This is a genomic window from Natranaerobius thermophilus JW/NM-WN-LF (assembly GCF_000020005.1).
GTDB classification, from domain to species: domain Bacteria; phylum Bacillota; class Natranaerobiia; order Natranaerobiales; family Natranaerobiaceae; genus Natranaerobius; species Natranaerobius thermophilus.
This window is the reverse complement of sequence record NC_010718.1, coordinates 1,525,533-1,543,275: the sequence shown is the minus strand read 5'-3', so window position 1 is coordinate 1,543,275 and position 17,743 is coordinate 1,525,533. Positions and strand designations below refer to the sequence as shown.

The following is a 17,743-nucleotide window of genomic DNA, read 5'->3' as shown; positions in this document are numbered from 1 at the left end:
TATTTTTTAAGCTGCCCCTTTTAAAAATTCCCTTAATTCTTCTCCTGTTATTAATTCTCTTTCAACTAATAATTTTTTGATTTCACGTATTAATGGCTCATATTCATCAATAACCTTCTCAATTTGTTCCTCTCTGTGAGAAATTATTTGATTAATAGTGTTGTTGATTTCATCAGGAGGTAATTTTTCATAGTTCACTATCCCCAATGACGACATTCCAGATTTAATCATTTCATCAGCTACTTGGAATGCCTTATTAAAGTCATCTCGATTACCCGTGCTACGATCTGATAAAAAATGTTCTTCAAATTTACTACCGGCAAGTAAAAAGCACAGTTCATTTTCTAAACCTGATTTGGTCTTCAAATACTGCTCCCCACTGGGGCTTCTTCTGGTATAACCCAAAGATTTTCCACGATTAGATATAGCAATTTTAGCTACAGAGCCTGGTTCCAATAATTCCATCACAAATCCGTGACCTAGCTCATGGATTGCAATCCGCTCTAGTTCTCGTTTAGAAGGTTTACGTGGTAATTCTTCACCTAGAATTATCTTCTCAATGGCATCAGAAAAATCTATCTTCTCTAACTTAGATTTATTGCGCCTCAAAGCTAAAATAGCGGTTTCATTTACTAAACTTTCCAAATGAGCCCCAGAAAACCCAAAACTTTCACTGGCAACAGTCTCTAAATCAACTTTTTCATCTAGAGGTTTGTTTTGGGCATGAAGTTTTAAAATTTCATATCTTCCATCTTTATCGGGTAGTTCAACATTTACAATTCTGTCAAATCTCCCCGGTCGCAGTAATGCTTGATCTAAACTGTCGACTCTATTAGTTGCTCCCATAATTAATATATCAATTCCATTGGTTTCAGTATCTAAACCGTCCATTTCGACCAGTAATTGGTTTAAAGTTTGATCATATTCCATATGACTACCGTGACTGCCTCGCTTTGCCCCTAAAACATCTAACTCGTCAATGAATATAACCGCACTACTCTTATTGGTACGACTAGCTTTTTTACGAGCCTCTTTAAACAATTTTCTAACCCGTTTTGCCCCTACACCTGCATACATCTCAATAAATTCACTACCAGAGGTTGAAATAAATACTGAATCGGTGTATTTAGAAGCTGCTTTGGCTATTAGAGTTTTTCCATTTCCAGGCGGTCCTGAAAGTAATAAACCTTTAATAGGTCTAATCCCTAGTTCATCGGCTTGTTCCTTAGATTTCAAAAATTCTAAGGCCTCTTTGACCTCAGTTACAGCATTCTTTTGTCCGCCAATATCTTGAAATTCTATATCTGGGACATTTTCACTTTCTTTGGCAATGCTTCCAAAGCTGTTACTGCCATTGTTTTTACTTGTATACAAGAAATAAAAGACTAGTAAGATTCCCCCACTAATCAAAACAGGTTGAGGAGAAATACCAATCAAAAAAAAGCTGATTACTAAAGCTATATAAATCCCTATGCTAACTTCGATTATCATCAGTCAAATCATCCTTTCCAAGACCGGTAGGATACTCGACTATTTCCCATATATAAGAGTTATCATCCCTTATTTGTACAAAAAAACCATCCTGGCTTAAGTGAACTTGAATATGATCCAAGGCATACTCTTGTTCAAGTTCATCCAGCTTGTCTAAGAGCTTTGTATATTCACCAGAATGGGAATACTGCCAGATTAAATAGTTCAATTCATAGCTGATTTCTTCCAATGAAGAACTTTTATTGTCGGCTAGTTCGATTTCTAGCTCGTCCTCACCGGCTAATTCCGAAAGTTCCTCATCTATTTCTTGATAAAATGTATTTACAAAGGGTGTATACTCAATTTCCAAGACTACTTTCAAGTCTCTAGTATCTCTTTCAATAATTTCATAATCTTTAATTTGCTCATGATCGTTGAGATAACTTTCAATTGGGGTAATGATTTCTTGCTGCCTCCAAATAAAGTAACCTCCTGTAATAATAACAATTCCTATCAAGGAAGTTAAAAAAATTATTAGCAGCCGGTCTTTATTTTTTCGCATAGTTCAACCCCTTTCTAGTTTACATAAAACATTATAGCACAGCCAGTAGATATATACAATTAAAAAAGACAGGTAAGTAATACCTGTCTCAAATTCCCAATAATTTAATTATGCTGAACCTGACCAGATCCTTACTGATCTAAGTTAGAAATTTTATGTTTAATTATTTACCCTAATCGAATTAAGTGGCGATTTTTATTAAAATAGTCAATTCCAGATAGAATAGTGACAACTACTGCTACCCAAACAGATAAGTCAACTAAAAAATCAATAGATACATCCATAGCAACCAAATCTTCAAATCCAGCCTGTAACATAATCGCAGAAATAGCTATCACCTGGGTGATAGTTTTTAATTTTCCAAGTTTACTAGCCGAGATAACCATTCCTTCACCAGCAGCAATAACACGTAAACCAGTAACGGCAAACTCTCTACTGATTATAATTACTGCTACAGCCGAATGTAATCTACCTAAACCTACCAATGTAATTAAAGCAGCCGTAATTAATAGCTTATCCGCTAGAGGGTCAAGAAATTTACCGAATTTCGTTATCTGTTTTCTGCTTCTGGCAATATACCCATCTAGGGCATCAGTAATAGATGCCAAGATAAATATGGCCCACGCTATTAATTCTCCATATGGAACTGTAACCAGTAAAAACACCATAAAAACAGGTGCCAGTATGATTCTTGCTATTGTTATCTTATTAGCTAAATTCATTTGTCATTTCTCCAATTAAATCGTAATCTAAAGCTTGAACTATCTCAACATTTATAAAATCTCCAGATGAAGCTTCACAATCGGGTATTATAACAGCTCCATCCACTTCAGGAGCATGACCTTCAGTTCGCCCGACTTTAGTAGTAGGTTCATCTTCTAGGGCTTCTTCAATTAGAACTCGCATTTCAGTTCCTACCAAACCCTCATTCTTTTTCCTTGTAATTTCTTTTTGAACTTCCCAGGCCTCCTGATAACGTTGTTCTTTAACATCTTCCGAGACTTTATCTTTAAAATTATAAGCTTGGGTATCTTCTTCATCGGAATACTTAAAAATACCAGCATGGTCAAATTCAATCTCTTGCATAAATGAAATTAAGTTTTGATATTTTTCGTCTGTTTCACCGGGAAAACCTACTATCAAAGAAGTTCTTAGAGTAATATCTGGAATGTTTTTTCTTAAATTATGAATTAAATTCAAGATCTGCTCTTTATTTCCACCCCTATTCATACTTGTTAAGATATCGTCATCAATATGTTGTAATGGGATATCTAAGTAAGAACAGATCTTTTCATGTCTATTTATAACTTCAATTAAGGAATCAGTTATTCTCGTGGGATAAGCATAAAGAACTCTAATCCAAAAATCTCCCGGTATTGTGGCAAGTTCATCTAATAAAGTATCTAAACTAAATTTACCATATATATCACTACCGTAATTTGTAGTATCCTGAGCTATTAAGGTGAGTTCTTTACTTCCTTTTTCAATAAAATGATTAGCTTCGATCTTAATATCCTCAATAGTACGACTGCGATAACCACCTCTTATTAAGGGTATAGCACAGTAAGAACAGTAATTATGACAGCCTTCAGCAATCTTAATATAAGCGCTAGGCCCAGGTTGATATGGTTGTCTTAAGAAAAGTTGTTCGTCTATCTTATTTAATCGATCATAAAATGATATATAATTTCCTTTTAATGCAGATGAAATAACTTCTGTAATTTTATCTTGGGTATCTGTACCTATCATTGCGTCGATTTCAGGGATTTCTTCTTTTAGGGATTCTTGATAACGCTGTGATAGGCAACCAGCAACAATCAAAACTTTCAATTTACCAGTTTCTTTCAATTGAGCAACTTCTAAAATATGGTCAACAGATTCTTCTTTGGCATCATCAATAAAACCACAAGTATTAACGATAATAATATCGGCATCGTAATAATCATCGGTCATTTTGTAATTGCTGTTTTCTAAAATTCCTTGCATAACCTCAGTATCTACTTGATTCTTTGCACATCCTAGTGAAATAATCCCTACTTTCATTTTGAATACTTATCCACCTTTCCAATCTTTGGTTTGTGACCCCGATTTTTGTACTTATTTGTCTAATTCAGTATATAATATAGTATTATTACTGTCAAAACAAGTTAATTTTCATCTTCATCAAGTTCAATAATAATATCCTCTGGGCTAGTTGTTTCTGGTATTTCCAACTCAGTATCAAATACAGTAATAGAGGCATTTACAGGCCTACCTAAAGTGAATTCAATTGATTCTTGAAAATGTAACGTTTCACTTGTTTCCCGGTCCATAGTCCCTAGATCATTGAATTCCCCATCTATTGTTGCTCCAACCCAGCAACCTTGTTCTTGTTCCCCAATCTCCAAGATAACTTCAATTTCATCTTCAATTTCATATTCATCTTCCAGTTCAATTACTGTATATGTGATTGGATTATCTGATGTTCTTTCTATTGATGGTAATTTTGGTTCTTCCTTGACTTCTTGGTCTTGTTCTTCATCTTGTTCTTCATGATCTTCATCTTCGGTTTCTTCTTTTTCAGGAGTAGTCGCTTCTTCTTCAATCTCATCGCCATTTAGCTCAATACCGGCTAGATAATCGTATCCCCAATACACGCCATAACCAATTATTCCGATTACCAGTACTATAGCCACAAATTTAACTAACACCGGCAATATAGCTATAAATTTATCTGAAAAACTGTTTAAAAAGCTAACTTCTTTATCTTTTTGTTCTTCATTGCTATTATCTTCTTGTTCGGATTCTTGTTGATACACGCTTTCATAGTCTTCCCAAAGCTCCATGAAGTCTAAACCAACAACTTCGGCATAGTTTCTAATAGCACCTTTTGCATAAACATCCCCGGGAAAAACAGAAAAATCGCCTTTTTCAATGGATTTGATGTATTTAGTTCTCAATTTAGTCTGTTTTTGTAAATCTTCTATTGTCAAGTTTTGAGCTTCTCTTGCTTTTCGTAATTTCTTGCCTATATCAGCAGGAGTAATACCACTGTATTCAATTGGCTTTTCTTCTTCATATTCTTCACTCATGAAAAACACCCCTTCACACAAGTTGCACAATTAATGTTTAACTTGTAGTTTTCCTAACAGCTGCCTAAGTTATCTAATTTACTATTATTTTTATTCATGACTTTAAAGTATTTACAATAATATAATTCTCGAATTAAGTATTTCTTGAAATGATATCTGTTTTCCTGCATCATATTACAGAAAAAAGCAGGCCTTATTATGGCCTGCTACAATTGTTCTAAAATGTTTTTAATATCTTCTTCTGTCATTAATATTCTGCGAGGCTTGCTGCCTTCATGTCCGCCAATTACACCAAATTCTTCTAGTTCATCTATCAAACGTGCTGCCCTAGTATAACCCACCCTTAATCTTCTTTGAATTAATGAAATTGATGCTTGCTGAGTTTCCATAACCAATTCTACTGCCTTGGGCAACAACTCATCGTATTCTTGCTTTTTGTCAGTTTCCGGAGTTGTTGTTACTAATTCCTCCTGATATTGAGGTTCAGCTTGTTCTTTTACTTTTTCGGCGAGCTCATCAATCTCCTTATCTGAAATAAAAGCACCTTGTAATCTAATAGGTTTATTACTACCCATAGGAGTAAATAACATATCACCTTGTCCCAGTAATTTTTCCGCTCCCCCCATATCCAAGATGGTTCTAGAATCAGCTTGAGAAGTTACAGCAAAAGCAATTCTTGAAGTTATATTAGATTTGATTACACCTGTAATTACATCCACAGATGGACGTTGTGTTGCTAAAATTAAATGAATGCCCGCTGCTCTTGACATTTGAGCTAATCTAAAAATCCCATCTTCAACTTCTGTAGGAGCAACCATCATGAGATCGGCCAGTTCGTCAATAATCACTACAATATAAGGTAGTTTCTCCGGATAATCTTCTTCCTTATTTATTGCATTATATTTTGCTATATCTCTAACACCTGTATCTGCAAATAACTGATATCTGTACTCCATTTCGCTCACGATATTTTTTAAAGTACTAGCGGCATTTTTAGGATTTGTTACTACTGGTGCCAACAAATGTGGAAGTCCATCAAAGGATTTTAGTTCTACTACCTTGGGATCGATCAATAGTAATTTAACCTCGTCAGGTTTGGCTTTATAAAGGATACTAGCAATCAACGTATTAATACTGACACTTTTACCTGACCCAGTTGCACCTGCTATTAAAAGGTGAGGCATCTTGGCCAGGTCTGCTACCACTGGTTCTCCAGCTATATCTTTACCAATAGCAATTGATAATGGAGATTCACTTTTTTGGAAATTAGGACTTTCTAATACTTCTCTTAAGTAAACTGGTGAAATAACTTTATTAGGAATTTCAATGCCTATAGCGGCTTTGCCTGGGATAGGTGCTTCTATCCTAATTTCCGAAGCAGCTAAGCTTAGAGCCAAATCATCGGACAAATTAACTATTTTACTCACTTTAACACCCTTTTCCGGTTGTAATTCAAAGCGAGTAATAGTTGGTCCTTTTTGAACTTTAATTACTCGGGCTTTTACCCCGAAGGAAGCCAGGGTTTCTTCTAATAATCTGGCTCTATCGGAGAGTTCCCTTTTATCTGTTTTATCTCCCTGCTCTCCTGTAGATTTTTTTAACAAGTTTAAAGGTGGCAGTTTATAGTTACCGAGGGACTCATTGGGATAAAAAGTATAGGATACTACTTTGTCCTTTTCTTGATTGTCACTGCCATGCCCATCACTAAAACTTTCTTGAGCTAAAGTTTCAGAACCAGTATTTGTGTTTGATTGTATTGATCCACTTTTTTGACTTGATTTCTGACCTTCTCTTTTGTCCTCTGGGCCTGGTTCGCTATTATTAGCTTCTTCCTTACTCTCAGTTATTTTGGCTTGCAGTCCTGCCTCATTTTCTTCAAAGCTAACAATAGGATAGTCAGGCTCGTCCTGATAAGTCCCCCCAGTAGCTTGCAAAGATCCTTGATCTTCCTCCTCTTGCCGACCTTGTTTATAGTCATTAAAATCTAATATATTTGTATCATCTTCATTTTTAACTTGTCCCTTTTGATACTCTTTCATTTGTTTGGTATTAGAAATTCGATTATAAATCTCAATCAATTTTTCATTTGCTAATAGAACCAGTTCCCACGCTTTTTTAGCAGCTCCTGTCCCCAAGCTAAGTCCTTCTTTGAAAGTAGTGTCTGTCAACAACATAAAGGCTATGATACCAGTAAAAATCAAAACAATAAAAGTCCCAATTTCACCTAGGACAAGTAAAAATGCAGTAGAGAAAATAGCCCCCATCAATCCGCCACCGGCACCTTCAGCAGGCAAACTAAAAGCTTGTGCTACTATTTCTCCTCTACTAATAATATTTTCCTGTAAAATTAGTTCAATATGATGTCCAACTACAATAAGAAATAAAACTAAACTAATACCCCAAAACCTGTTTGTGAGTTGAATACTTTTCAAATACAGTAAATTACCACCTAAAATGGCAATAAATATAGGAATAGTCCAAGCTCGTTCACCAGCTAAGTATTCGAAAACAACTTTGATAATATTTCCTAAAACCCCAGTTTGTTCAGTAAAAACTAAGCTCGCTAGGGAAATGATTGCAAATAAAAGTAACAAGCCAGCTTGTAATTCTGGTGTAGTTTTTAAACCTTTGTTCGATTTTTTTCTTTGCTTTTTGTTAGTTTTTTTAGCTACCACTATTTTCACCTCGACCTAATTATACCAGTAACTCTCATTATTGCCAAATTTAGAACTGATTATTTGTATTATCTGTAAACAATCCAATAACATATTGATTCGATGTATTTCCACCCCAATACTAAAAGAATACCCGCTACCAAATTAAAAAAGGTATGAGAATTTGCTACAAATTGATGGGGAGTACGGGATATTAGTTCGACTATTTGTAAAAAGCACGGGAAAAAGCCAAAAACCAACAATGCACAGATACTATTATAAACTACTTGAAATACAGCCCCCAGCTTACCATGCTTCGACAGTCCTAAACTTGCAATCATCAAGGTGGTGGAAGTTCCCACATTAAGTCCCATGACTGCGGCGGTAGCATAAGCAGGTGCAATAATATGTTTTCCACTCAAAACTATTAAAATGCCGATTATTAAACTGCTAGATTGACTTATGGCAGTAAGAATTATTCCAATCAAAAAAGCCTGAAAAATAGAACTAAAATATTCAAATACAGTTACAAGAGAATCTCTGTAATATAAGGTTACACTACTAATTATTTGTAAACCGGTAAAAATGATAGACAAGGCAAAAAGAAATTTGGACACTTTTTGCATTATCCAAAATCGATACCCTAGTAAAAAACCAACTAAAGAAATTATAAACATAGGGATAATCAACTTTTCTATCGGCAATGTAAAGATTTGACCACTGATTGTGGTCCCAATATTGCTTCCAGCAAGGAAAAAGCCTGTTTGTTTGAATGTGACCACTCGTTTATCGAGTAAAACTAGTACTATTACACCTACCGCACTACTGCTTTGGGTTAATGCTGTTAAAAAAATTCCTAAACTAAAACTGGCTATTAGATCTTTCCAAGATATTTGATCACCTTTTGTTACTGAAATTAGATTAGGTGTTAATCGAGCAAGTAATTTAACTCCTATAAGAAACAATCCAATTCCAAACAAAGCCAAGATCCAATTCATTCAGGTCACATCCTAACAAGCTTTATGCTACAAGCTTAGACTATAATTTAAAACAGTCTATTCTATCTATATTTGAAAAATCAATTATTAATCATATCGAGTAGGTAGAAGCCACAGTAATTAGCTGTGGCTTCGTTCCTCTCACAGAACCGTGCTTACGGGCCACGTACACGGCTCCTAGTAGACCTCGATCACTTTCTAAAGTGATGCAAAATACCAACTTGATAGGTACTAATATTAATTAGACCTATCTCGTCAAACCACTTATTGGGTAGTGCTAAACTTATGAGAGGACTTGATGAGTTTCTCCATTTATTCATGGAGATTTTCTCAAATTCCCCTTTGTAGCCTTTTCTGCGAAGAGTTTTGTGTAGTTGTTTCCAACTTTTCCATTCTCGCATTTTCTTCATCCTAAGTCTTCTTCTAATCCATTTCATTAAGTTCTCAAATTGTTTCTTACAATTGGCTATTCGGAAGTAATTTGCCCATCCTCTTAATACTGGATTTAGCTCTTTTATGATTTCGGATAGATTTCTACCATGATTTCTTGGTGTAAGAGTTCTGACTTTTTCTTTGAATTTCTGTATCTTTTCAGGCTGGATGGATATGTTTTGACTCCTTATGATAACTCCTAGGTAGGGAACACCTTTGCGGTCATTTGTTATGTGAGTTTTCTCTTTATTAACTGTTAGTTTTAATTCGTCTTCTAATATTTCAGTAGCTATATCTTTATATCTTTTCGCTTGTCTTGGTGTGTAGGCGAATATTAAAATATCATCGGCATATCTTACTATTCGGATATTGCGACTCTTCATTTCTTTATCAAATCTGTCTAGGTAAATGTTGGTTAGTAGTGGTGAAATCACTCCACCTTGAGGGCTCCCTATTTCTGTGTCTTCTATGGCTCCATCTTCCATTACTCCGGACTTCAAAAATTTCTTTATTAATTTGAGAACACTTCCATCACTAACTTTCTTGGCTACTTCTTCGATAATCAACTCATGGTTTAATTTATCAAAGCATTTAGATAGGTCCATATCTACTACATGTCTTAGATTGTATTTATTAATGAACTGTTCTGATTTAGCTATTGCTTTGTGACATGAGCGATTAGGCCTGTATCCGTAGCTTGACGGGTGGAAGTCTGGATCAAAAATCGGTTGAAGTATATTTAACGTTGCTTGTTGGACTACCCTGTCTTTTACGGTTGGAATCCCTAATGGGCGAGTACTTCCATCTGGTTTGGGTATCTTAACTCGCCTCACAGGTTGTGGTTTGTATGCGCCAATTTTAAGGTCATGATGAAGGGTTTCCAGATTTTCTTCTAGGTTGGAGCCATAAGCCTCCACGGTTACCTGGTCTATGCCGGGTTTACCTTTGTTAGCTCTGACCCTGCGGTAGGCGTCTTCTAGATTCTTTTTGGAATAAATCTTGTCTATTAAACTGTACCATTTCTTCATCAATTGCACCTTCTTTCGCTGTGTGCCTTCCCTCTTTCTACACTTTTAGTTGTGGTTTCTTTGAACGTGCTTAACGGTGTCTCTAGCTCTTTGGCAATCTTACCTATCAGGGTACGCTCTACTTCCACTAGGCGGACGGTAAAGCAAGTAAGCTCGTCACCACCTGACTTTCCGTTCCCTTTAGCATTTCAGCTTCAGTTTTCTTCCTACCTAAAGTGTCTACTCGAGTTCTTGCTACACTCTTTGGTCTACTTTCACCCCTTCACACTACATAATTCCCTTTCGGTCATTATGCACCACTACAACCAGGTGTAGTGTCCTTTCGGTTTTATCCTCCAGACTGTTACCAGCTTTCTTTGGCCGAAAGTTCTTCACTACTACGGGTTCATCTGCCTCCTGCACTGCTTTAGTTAAAACTCATGTTTCCACTTGTCTTAACTTTACTTGTCGTCACAAGACAATACAGGTATCTCCCCGGTTAAGTCTGCTTGCCTGAATTTGAACGCATCCGTCCTAACCTTTTAGGTTATCCAGCTTTCGGGCTTTCCCATAATTTGCAAGGTTACCCACCTAAAAGGCCATCCTCGGTTTGTTCTCACTATGTTCCAAATTCCCCCTTCAGCTTCCTTCAGACTCCACCGTCACCGGTGACGCCCTTGCCTTATGGTTGTCTTCCTGCTGGTTAGGTGACAGGGTTTCTTTCAACCCATCGGCGCGGCAGGCATGCCGGGCAAACAAAAAAAGAGCCTTTCAAACTGAAAGGCTCTTATCCTCACTCTTGAAATGCAGCATAATTAATCAAGTTACCCGGTTGTAAATTGGGGTTTAAATAATCATTGGAATCACTACTAATCAACCTGACAATTTTACCTTGGAACGGTGATTGTGGTTCAACTATCAAGGTTTTTCCGTTGTAATTAATTTCATGATACTGAGAATCTGATGTTTGGTTTTCTGCACCTTGCAAAACTTCTTCTAAAGCAACAGGTGTATAAATAAGCATTAATCATCATCCTCTCCTGGTGGACTTTGATTTTGGAATTGATCAAAACCAGGCATGGGTGGTAATGAGTAACGCCCTTGACGATAACCGGGAACTGGTGGATTTCCGTAATGACCTTGATCACCACGACGTAGCATGCTTTCTAATCTGTTCACGGCTTGCCCTATGCCACCTACTTCATTAATCAGTCCTTCTCTCACTGCATCTTCACCAACTAGAACTGTTCCAATATCTCTAGCTAACTGACCAGAGTTAAACATAAGACGTCTAAGCTGTTCTGGATGAATACCCGAATGTTGAGTGACAAAACTTAGCACTCGATCTTGCATTTTTTCTAAATAATCATAAGTTTGAGGAACTCCAATTAGTTGACCTGTCAATCTAATGGGATGGATTGTCATAGTAGCTGTTTGTGCAATATAAGAGTAATCTGTTGCCACGGCAATTGGAACTCCAATGCTATGACCTCCCCCCAGAACTAGACTAACAGAAGGTTTTGAAATACTGTCTAACATTTCAGCAATAGCAAGACCAGCTTCTACGTCGCCTCCAACTGTATTCAAAATTACTAATATACCTTCTACTTGGGGATTTTGTTCTGCAGCTACTAGTTGAGGTAGAACATGCTCATACTTGGTAGTTTTATTTTGTGGAGGTAATGTCATATGTCCCTCTATTTGTCCCACAATCACCATGGAATGAATATGATTTGGTGCTTTTGGGATATTGGTACCACCAAGTTCTTTAATAGTACTTTGTGTACCTTGATTCTGTTCATTTCCTCTTTGTGATTCATTTTTATTTTGAGACGGCTGCGAGTTACCGAAGTTTTCAAACAACATTACTCACTCCTCTTTTTAATTATTGCTAGTTTCAATAATATTGTTTCTTTAAATTGCTTAAGATATACTGATTAAAAAATAAAAAAACCTCCAACTTTGTTGGAGGTTAATAAACTAAAATTTATAGCTTATAGATATTTGAATTCGGTAAGGGTTTAATAGATTAAACTTCCATAATTATTGGAAGAATCATGGGACGTCTCCGGGTTTTTTCCCATAGATATTGACCTAAAACATCTTTGACAGAACTCTTAATTGCCTGCCACTCATTCATTTTACTTTTTGACATCTTGTTTACAGCTTTAACAACATGTTCACGGGCCTCTTCTAACAACTCTTCTGATTCTCTGACATATACAAATCCTCTAGAAACTATATCCGGGCCGGCAATTAATGTTTTGTTCTGTTTATCTACACCAATCACTACAATCAGGATACCATCCTGGCTTAACAGTCGTCGATCTCTTAGAACGATATTACCTACATCACCTACACCTAAACCATCAACTAAAACTTTACCTGCAGGAACCTTGCCATTAACTTTGCCTCGTTTTCTGTTAAATTCAATTACTTCACCATTTTCTGCTAAAAATACATTTTTTGATGGCATACCTAACTTTTCTGCTACGTTTTTATGATGTACCTGCATTCTGTACTCGCCATGGAAAGGGATTAAATACTTAGGTTTAACAAGGTTCAGCATCATTTTCAATTCTTCCTGACTTCCATGACCGGATACATGGACTCCGGAAACAGATTGATAGATGACATGGGCACCTCGTTTAAACAAATTATCTATACTTCTAGAAATTAACTTTTCGTTTCCTGGAATAGGTGTTGCAGCTATCACCACAGTATCATGGGGCATAATTTCGACTTTTCGATGGTCATCAGTAGCAATCCTGGTTAATGCGCTCATGGGCTCTCCTTGACTGCCCGTAGTTAGCAACACAGTTTTTTCCAGAGGCAATTGATTGACTCTTTCTATATCATCAATCACCACATCGTCTACATTTTCAAGATAACCTAGCTCTGAAGCCGCTTCAATCACATTTATCATACTGCGACCTACGACTCCGACTTTTTTACCATACTTTTTGGCTGAGTTAATAACTTGCTGAATTCTGTATATATTAGAGGCAAAAGTTGCCAGGATAATCCTTTTGGGAGCTTGGCGAAAGATTTCATCAAGTCGTTCTCCCACTGTTCTATCACTTTCAGTATATCCCGGCCTTTCAGCATTGGTACTATCCGATAGTAAGCATAGTACTCCCTTATTTCCCAGTTCAGCAAGTTTATTATAATCTGCTACTTTACCACTAACTGGTGTATGGTCAAATTTAAAATCTCCTGTATGGACTATAGTTCCTTCAGGTGTATGAACAACTATGCCAATTGAATCTGGAATACTGTGGTTAGTTGAGAAAAATTCCATCTTAAATGGACCTAATTGCATAGTTTTGCCAGGTAATATCTTCTTTAAAGAAATCGACTTTTGAATAGGTTGTTCTCCCAATTTACGTTCAGCCAAACCTAAAGTTAGTTTAGTACCATAAACTGGTGCATCAATTTTTTTCATTAAATACGGTAAAGCCCCGATGTGATCTTCATGCCCATGGGTTAAGAAAATTCCTTTAATGTTGTCCTTATGTTCAAACAGATAAGACATGTCAGGAATGACGAAATCTACTCCCAACATATCTTCATCGGGAAATTTTAATCCGGCGTCAATGACAATCATATCATTCCCGTACTTAATTACAAACATATTTTTTCCAATTTCACCGACCCCGCCCAAGGGAATGACTTGTAATGAATTTCTGGAGCCATTACCATTTCTATTATTCTGTTTTCTTGCTGACAATCAAACACCTCCCTGTTTTTTTGAGTGTATAGCTGTATACCCGTTCCCTTACCATTAAGTAATATTATACCTTAATTGTTATCTCATAGCAAGAAAGAAAAAGAAGCCATAAAGGCTTCTTAATACCAATCTCAAGGGATTTAAGAATAATTAAATTTTTAGGTAAATAAAGATTAGTATTTACCTACTGACCATTTATACACCTCTGATAGCTGTTCTAGCTCCTTTTCACTTAGATCATATAAAGGTGGACGTACACTTCCTACTTGCATTAAATGAGTGTTGACTGCAGCTTTTATGGGAATTGGATTTGTCTTAACTAATAATGCCGTTATGAAAGGATAGATTTCTTGAAACAATTCCAAAGCTTTTCTGGAATTATTTGCGTGATAAGCATCTATTATTTCTTTTAGCTCTTTACCTATTAGATGTGAAGCAACACTTACTACACCAGTCCCTCCAAGACTTAAAACAGGCATTAAGCTAATATCATCACCACTGTAAACATCAAACTCTCCTCTAGTTTCTCTGATTACATTGGCAATTTTATTAAAGTCTCCACTGGCTTCTTTCAAAGCAATTATATTATCTATTTCTGCTAATTTTAAGATTGTATCTTGAGACATATCTACGCCAGTACGCTTAGGGACATTATACAACATAATCGGCAGAGAAGTCTTTTGGGCTATTGTCTTGAAATGTTTATATAAATCTCCTTGAGTAGGTTTATTATAGTATGGAGTGACCAGCATTATACCATGGACTCCTACTTCTTCAGCCTTTTTGGTCAACTCCAAGGTTTCTTTCGTACTGTAACTTCCGGTACCTGCTATAATGTTAGCGTTTCCGCCTACCTTTTCTGTTATAAGTTGAAACAAAGTCAACTTTTCTTCTGTACTTAATGTAGGTGATTCCCCCGTAGTTCCAGATAAAACTAAGGCATCTGAGTTTTGTTCATTCACGAGTTTTTTGGCTAATTTTACACAATTTTCGGTTGCCAGTTCACCTTGCTTGTTAAAGGGTGTGATCATGGCAGTTATTAACTCACCAAACCCTCTCAATGTTTCTCCCCCTTTTGGTTTAATTTTTAAGAGACAGACCAAATTGTTCGTGCAAAACTAACAAAGCTTTTTGAATATCCTTGCCCTGGATTAAACAGGATATGGTAATATTGGAATCAGTTGTTTGTAGAACTTCAATTTCTTCTTTATTTAAAATTCTTAGAGCTTTAGCCATTACTCCAGGAAGTCCTGTCATCCCAGTTCCAAATAGTGTAATTTTGGCACAACCACTTAGATGATTAATTTGACCGAAACCACGTTCATTCAATAGCTTAATGGTTTTTTCAGTGTCTTCACCCTTAACTGTAAAAGTTATATTGTTGTAATAAATAGTAATCATATCCAGGCTGATACCCTGTTCAGCTAAAGCGTTAAAAATATCAACTTTCACGCTTTGTGAAGTATTTTCGGCAAGCTCTAATGAGACTTGAGTAATATTGGGAAGGTGGGCAATGCCTGTGATAATTTTATTCGACTGTTCTTCTTCTTTGTCTGAGATATAACTCGTTATTTTAGTCCCTATTTCCTGATAATATTTATTAATATTTTTTATGAAAATTGGTATTGAATTTTTCATGGCATACTCAACTGCTTTAGGATGAATCACTTTGACACCTTCTCTTGCCATTTGTAGAACTTCATAAAAGGTGATAACTTTAATTGGTCGGGCATCAGGAACCATTTTGGGATCAACAGTCATCAGGCCATCGACATCACTGTATATTTCCACCCTTTGTGCGCCAAGTTCCCCTGCAAAGGCCGTTGCAGTTGTATCACTTCCACCTCTTCCCAGTGTGATAATTTCACCATTGGGAGTTACACCTTGAAAACCAGCGACGACAATAATTTTGTTCTGGTTAAACAGTTTTTGAATAATTGAAGTTTTGATTTCTCTAATTGAACCATCTGTAAAGTTTTTATCTGTTATAATACCAGCTTGTCGCCCTGTCAAAGCTGTCGCTTTATATCCCTCTGCCTGTAATTTAGAGGCAAGTAAAGCACTAGATAGCACTTCACCGCAACTTACAGCCAAGTCTAGTTCTCGTAAGTCTGGATCTGGATTTTCTTCTTTAATTAAATTTATCAAAGTATCGGTTGCATACGGGTCAGGACTTCTGCCAATGGCACTTACAACTACCAGTACCTTTTTATCATTCTGAACTAGCTGTTTAATGTGTTCAACGGCTTGTTGTCTTAAATCTGGTGTCCTTAAAGAAGAACCCCCAAATTTTTGGACAATAATTTTATCTTCAGTCATCAGTATTACTCCTCTCCTGCCAATAACAAGGGTTGCAATTGTTCACCTTCTAATGCATGTTGTATTGTCGGGATAATTAAGTCCATTTTACTGATCACAGAATTCGGCTTTTTTGAAGGAACATCTTGGAAAAAGGGAACAAAATAAACATGTTTTGCATTTAACAGCACTCCTAGATTTCTAGCATTTAAGCCTAAAGCATCATTTGTAGAAACACCGATTACAACAGGCTTTTGATTTCTCAATTGTGCTTTGGCTGCCATGGTCACTGCTGTATCTGTAATCCCATTTGCTAGTTTGGCTATTGTATTACCAGTACAAGGTGCTATAACAATTATATCCACAAAGCTCTGAGGTCCAATAGGCTCTGCCGAAACAATACTATTAATTAGTTTTTTGCCAGTAATCTGAACAAGCTTTTGTTTCCACTCTATAGCTTCACCGAATCTAGTGTTCATATTGTCTACTCCAGGTGTAATTATTGGATAAACTTCTGCTCCCGCCTCAACAATATTTTCAATTTCTTTAAAAGCTTCATCAAAAGTGCAATGGGAACTGGTGACAGCAAACCCCACTTTGAGTCCAGTTAAATTCATTTAATCACCCCCTCACAAATAAGGTGTTATTAAACGAGTATACACTTTTCCTAAAATTTCTCCCGCTGTTTTAGGGGCGATTTTACCCGGGAGGCCCGGTGCTAAAATTGCTTTTATATTATGTTTACGACAGGCATCAAAATCTGTGCCTCCCTGGCCAGAAGCAATATCCACCACAACTGCTTCATTGTTGATCTGTTCAATTATCTCTTTAGTTAAAATTTGGTCGGGAATAGTATTGAAAATTATTTGAAATTCAGATATATAGTCTTGTAAATTATTAATGTGGCCAACTTTAGCTGTCATTTCCTCCGCCCTGGCTAAATGAGCTGTTCTTCGCGCGGCCACAGTTACCTCAGAACCCATATTAATCAGTAGTCTTGCTAGGCTAATACCACATCTTCCAAGTCCTAGTACCAAGCTTTTACTTCCGTGGATGGTAACTTTTGAGAGTTCAATGGCTCTTAACACCGCACCCTCTGCCGTAGGGACAGAATTGTAAATAGCAATTTCATCTAAATCGATTGTTTCAATGAGCTTACCATCCTTATTTTTAATGTAATCATCTAACTCAGAATTGCTTTTTCCCGTTAGCACCAAAGGCAGGGGATAAATAGATTCAGTTTCTTGGTAGAAGTTCAGTTTTCTAGTAGTATATGAAGCAGGGATGTCTCCATTGTCATTTAAACCAACTACAGGTAAGATAATTGCTTTAAAATCAATATCTTCGGTATCTAAGGAGTATAATAGCTTACCATCAATTTGATAGCCAATCCGGTCAAATCCAATAGCATATACCTCAAAACCTTGTGCTTGTAGATAATTTATTAAGTAAATATCTCGCTCATCTCCGCCCATAACAGCTACCCTAGACGTTTCCATGCTATGCATATTAAATACCCCC

The 17,743-nt window shown here is 36.4% G+C and carries 15 protein-coding genes; all 15 read right to left on the bottom strand.

The genetic code is table 11. The features are described from left to right. Positions 1 to 6: 6 nt before the first annotated feature. Positions 7 to 1,491, bottom strand: a complete 1,485-nt coding sequence (locus tag NTHER_RS07440; protein WP_012447925.1) for an AAA family ATPase — start codon at positions 1,489 to 1,491, stop codon at positions 7 to 9. Then, on the bottom strand, positions 1,475 to 2,032 hold the full coding sequence (locus NTHER_RS07435; protein ID WP_012447924.1) for a hypothetical protein: 558 nt from the start codon (positions 2,030 to 2,032) through the stop codon (positions 1,475 to 1,477). The genes NTHER_RS07440 and NTHER_RS07435 overlap by 17 nt, the downstream gene beginning before the upstream one ends. Before the next feature lie 167 nt (positions 2,033 to 2,199). After that, positions 2,200 to 2,754 carry a CDP-diacylglycerol--glycerol-3-phosphate 3-phosphatidyltransferase gene (gene pgsA / locus NTHER_RS07430; RefSeq protein ID WP_012447923.1) on the bottom strand — a complete coding sequence of 185 codons (555 nt, stop codon included), beginning with the start codon at positions 2,752 to 2,754 and terminating at the stop codon, positions 2,200 to 2,202. After that, a complete protein-coding gene (gene rimO / locus NTHER_RS07425) occupies positions 2,741 to 4,075 on the bottom strand; it encodes a 30S ribosomal protein S12 methylthiotransferase RimO (protein WP_012447922.1) in 1,335 nt (444 codons plus the stop codon). The genes pgsA and rimO overlap by 14 nt, the downstream gene beginning before the upstream one ends. A 104-nt stretch (positions 4,076 to 4,179) precedes the next feature. Further along, complete coding sequence (locus tag NTHER_RS07420; RefSeq protein WP_012447921.1) at positions 4,180 to 5,103, bottom strand: helix-turn-helix domain-containing protein; 924 nt, start codon at positions 5,101 to 5,103, stop codon at positions 4,180 to 4,182. A gap of 206 nt (positions 5,104 to 5,309) precedes the next feature. Continuing rightward, positions 5,310 to 7,787 (bottom strand): FtsK/SpoIIIE family DNA translocase, encoded by a 2,478-nt coding sequence (locus NTHER_RS07415; RefSeq protein WP_041366987.1) that lies wholly within the window; start codon positions 7,785 to 7,787, stop codon positions 5,310 to 5,312. A 59-nt stretch (positions 7,788 to 7,846) separates the two neighbouring features. Continuing rightward, positions 7,847 to 8,755 carry a Na/Pi symporter gene (locus NTHER_RS07410; RefSeq protein WP_012447919.1) on the bottom strand — a complete coding sequence of 303 codons (909 nt, stop codon included), beginning with the start codon at positions 8,753 to 8,755 and terminating at the stop codon, positions 7,847 to 7,849. A 191-nt stretch (positions 8,756 to 8,946) separates the two neighbouring features. Next, entirely contained in the window at positions 8,947 to 10,215 is a 1,269-nt protein-coding gene (gene ltrA, locus NTHER_RS07405) for a group II intron reverse transcriptase/maturase (protein WP_012447437.1), read from the bottom strand. 772 nt (positions 10,216 to 10,987) lie between these two features. Beyond that, complete coding sequence (locus tag NTHER_RS07400; protein WP_012447918.1) at positions 10,988 to 11,218, bottom strand: YlzJ-like family protein; 231 nt, start codon at positions 11,216 to 11,218, stop codon at positions 10,988 to 10,990. Then, positions 11,218 to 12,060: a ClpP family protease gene (locus NTHER_RS07395; protein WP_012447917.1), complete on the bottom strand. Its 843-nt coding sequence runs from the start codon at positions 12,058 to 12,060 to the stop codon at positions 11,218 to 11,220. Before NTHER_RS07395 ends, NTHER_RS07400 begins: the two co-directional genes overlap by 1 nt. A 163-nt stretch (positions 12,061 to 12,223) precedes the next feature. Further along, the gene (locus NTHER_RS07390; protein WP_012447916.1) at positions 12,224 to 13,924 is read right to left on the bottom strand and encodes a ribonuclease J; all 1,701 of its coding nucleotides are present in this window, start codon (positions 13,922 to 13,924) and stop codon (positions 12,224 to 12,226) included. A gap of 173 nt (positions 13,925 to 14,097) precedes the next feature. Beyond that, entirely contained in the window at positions 14,098 to 14,985 is an 888-nt protein-coding gene (dapA, locus tag NTHER_RS07385; protein ID WP_012447915.1) for a 4-hydroxy-tetrahydrodipicolinate synthase, read from the bottom strand. 19 nt (positions 14,986 to 15,004) lie between these two features. Continuing rightward, complete coding sequence (gene dapG / locus NTHER_RS07380) at positions 15,005 to 16,243, bottom strand: aspartate kinase (protein WP_012447914.1); 1,239 nt, start codon at positions 16,241 to 16,243, stop codon at positions 15,005 to 15,007. Between the two features lie 5 nt (positions 16,244 to 16,248). Further along, positions 16,249 to 16,839: a dipicolinate synthase subunit B gene (locus NTHER_RS07375; RefSeq protein WP_012447913.1), complete on the bottom strand. Its 591-nt coding sequence runs from the start codon at positions 16,837 to 16,839 to the stop codon at positions 16,249 to 16,251. 12 nt (positions 16,840 to 16,851) lie between these two features. Next, positions 16,852 to 17,730 (bottom strand): dipicolinate synthase subunit DpsA, encoded by an 879-nt coding sequence (gene dpsA, locus NTHER_RS07370; protein WP_012447912.1) that lies wholly within the window; start codon positions 17,728 to 17,730, stop codon positions 16,852 to 16,854. Between the last annotated feature and the right edge of the window lie 13 nt (positions 17,731 to 17,743).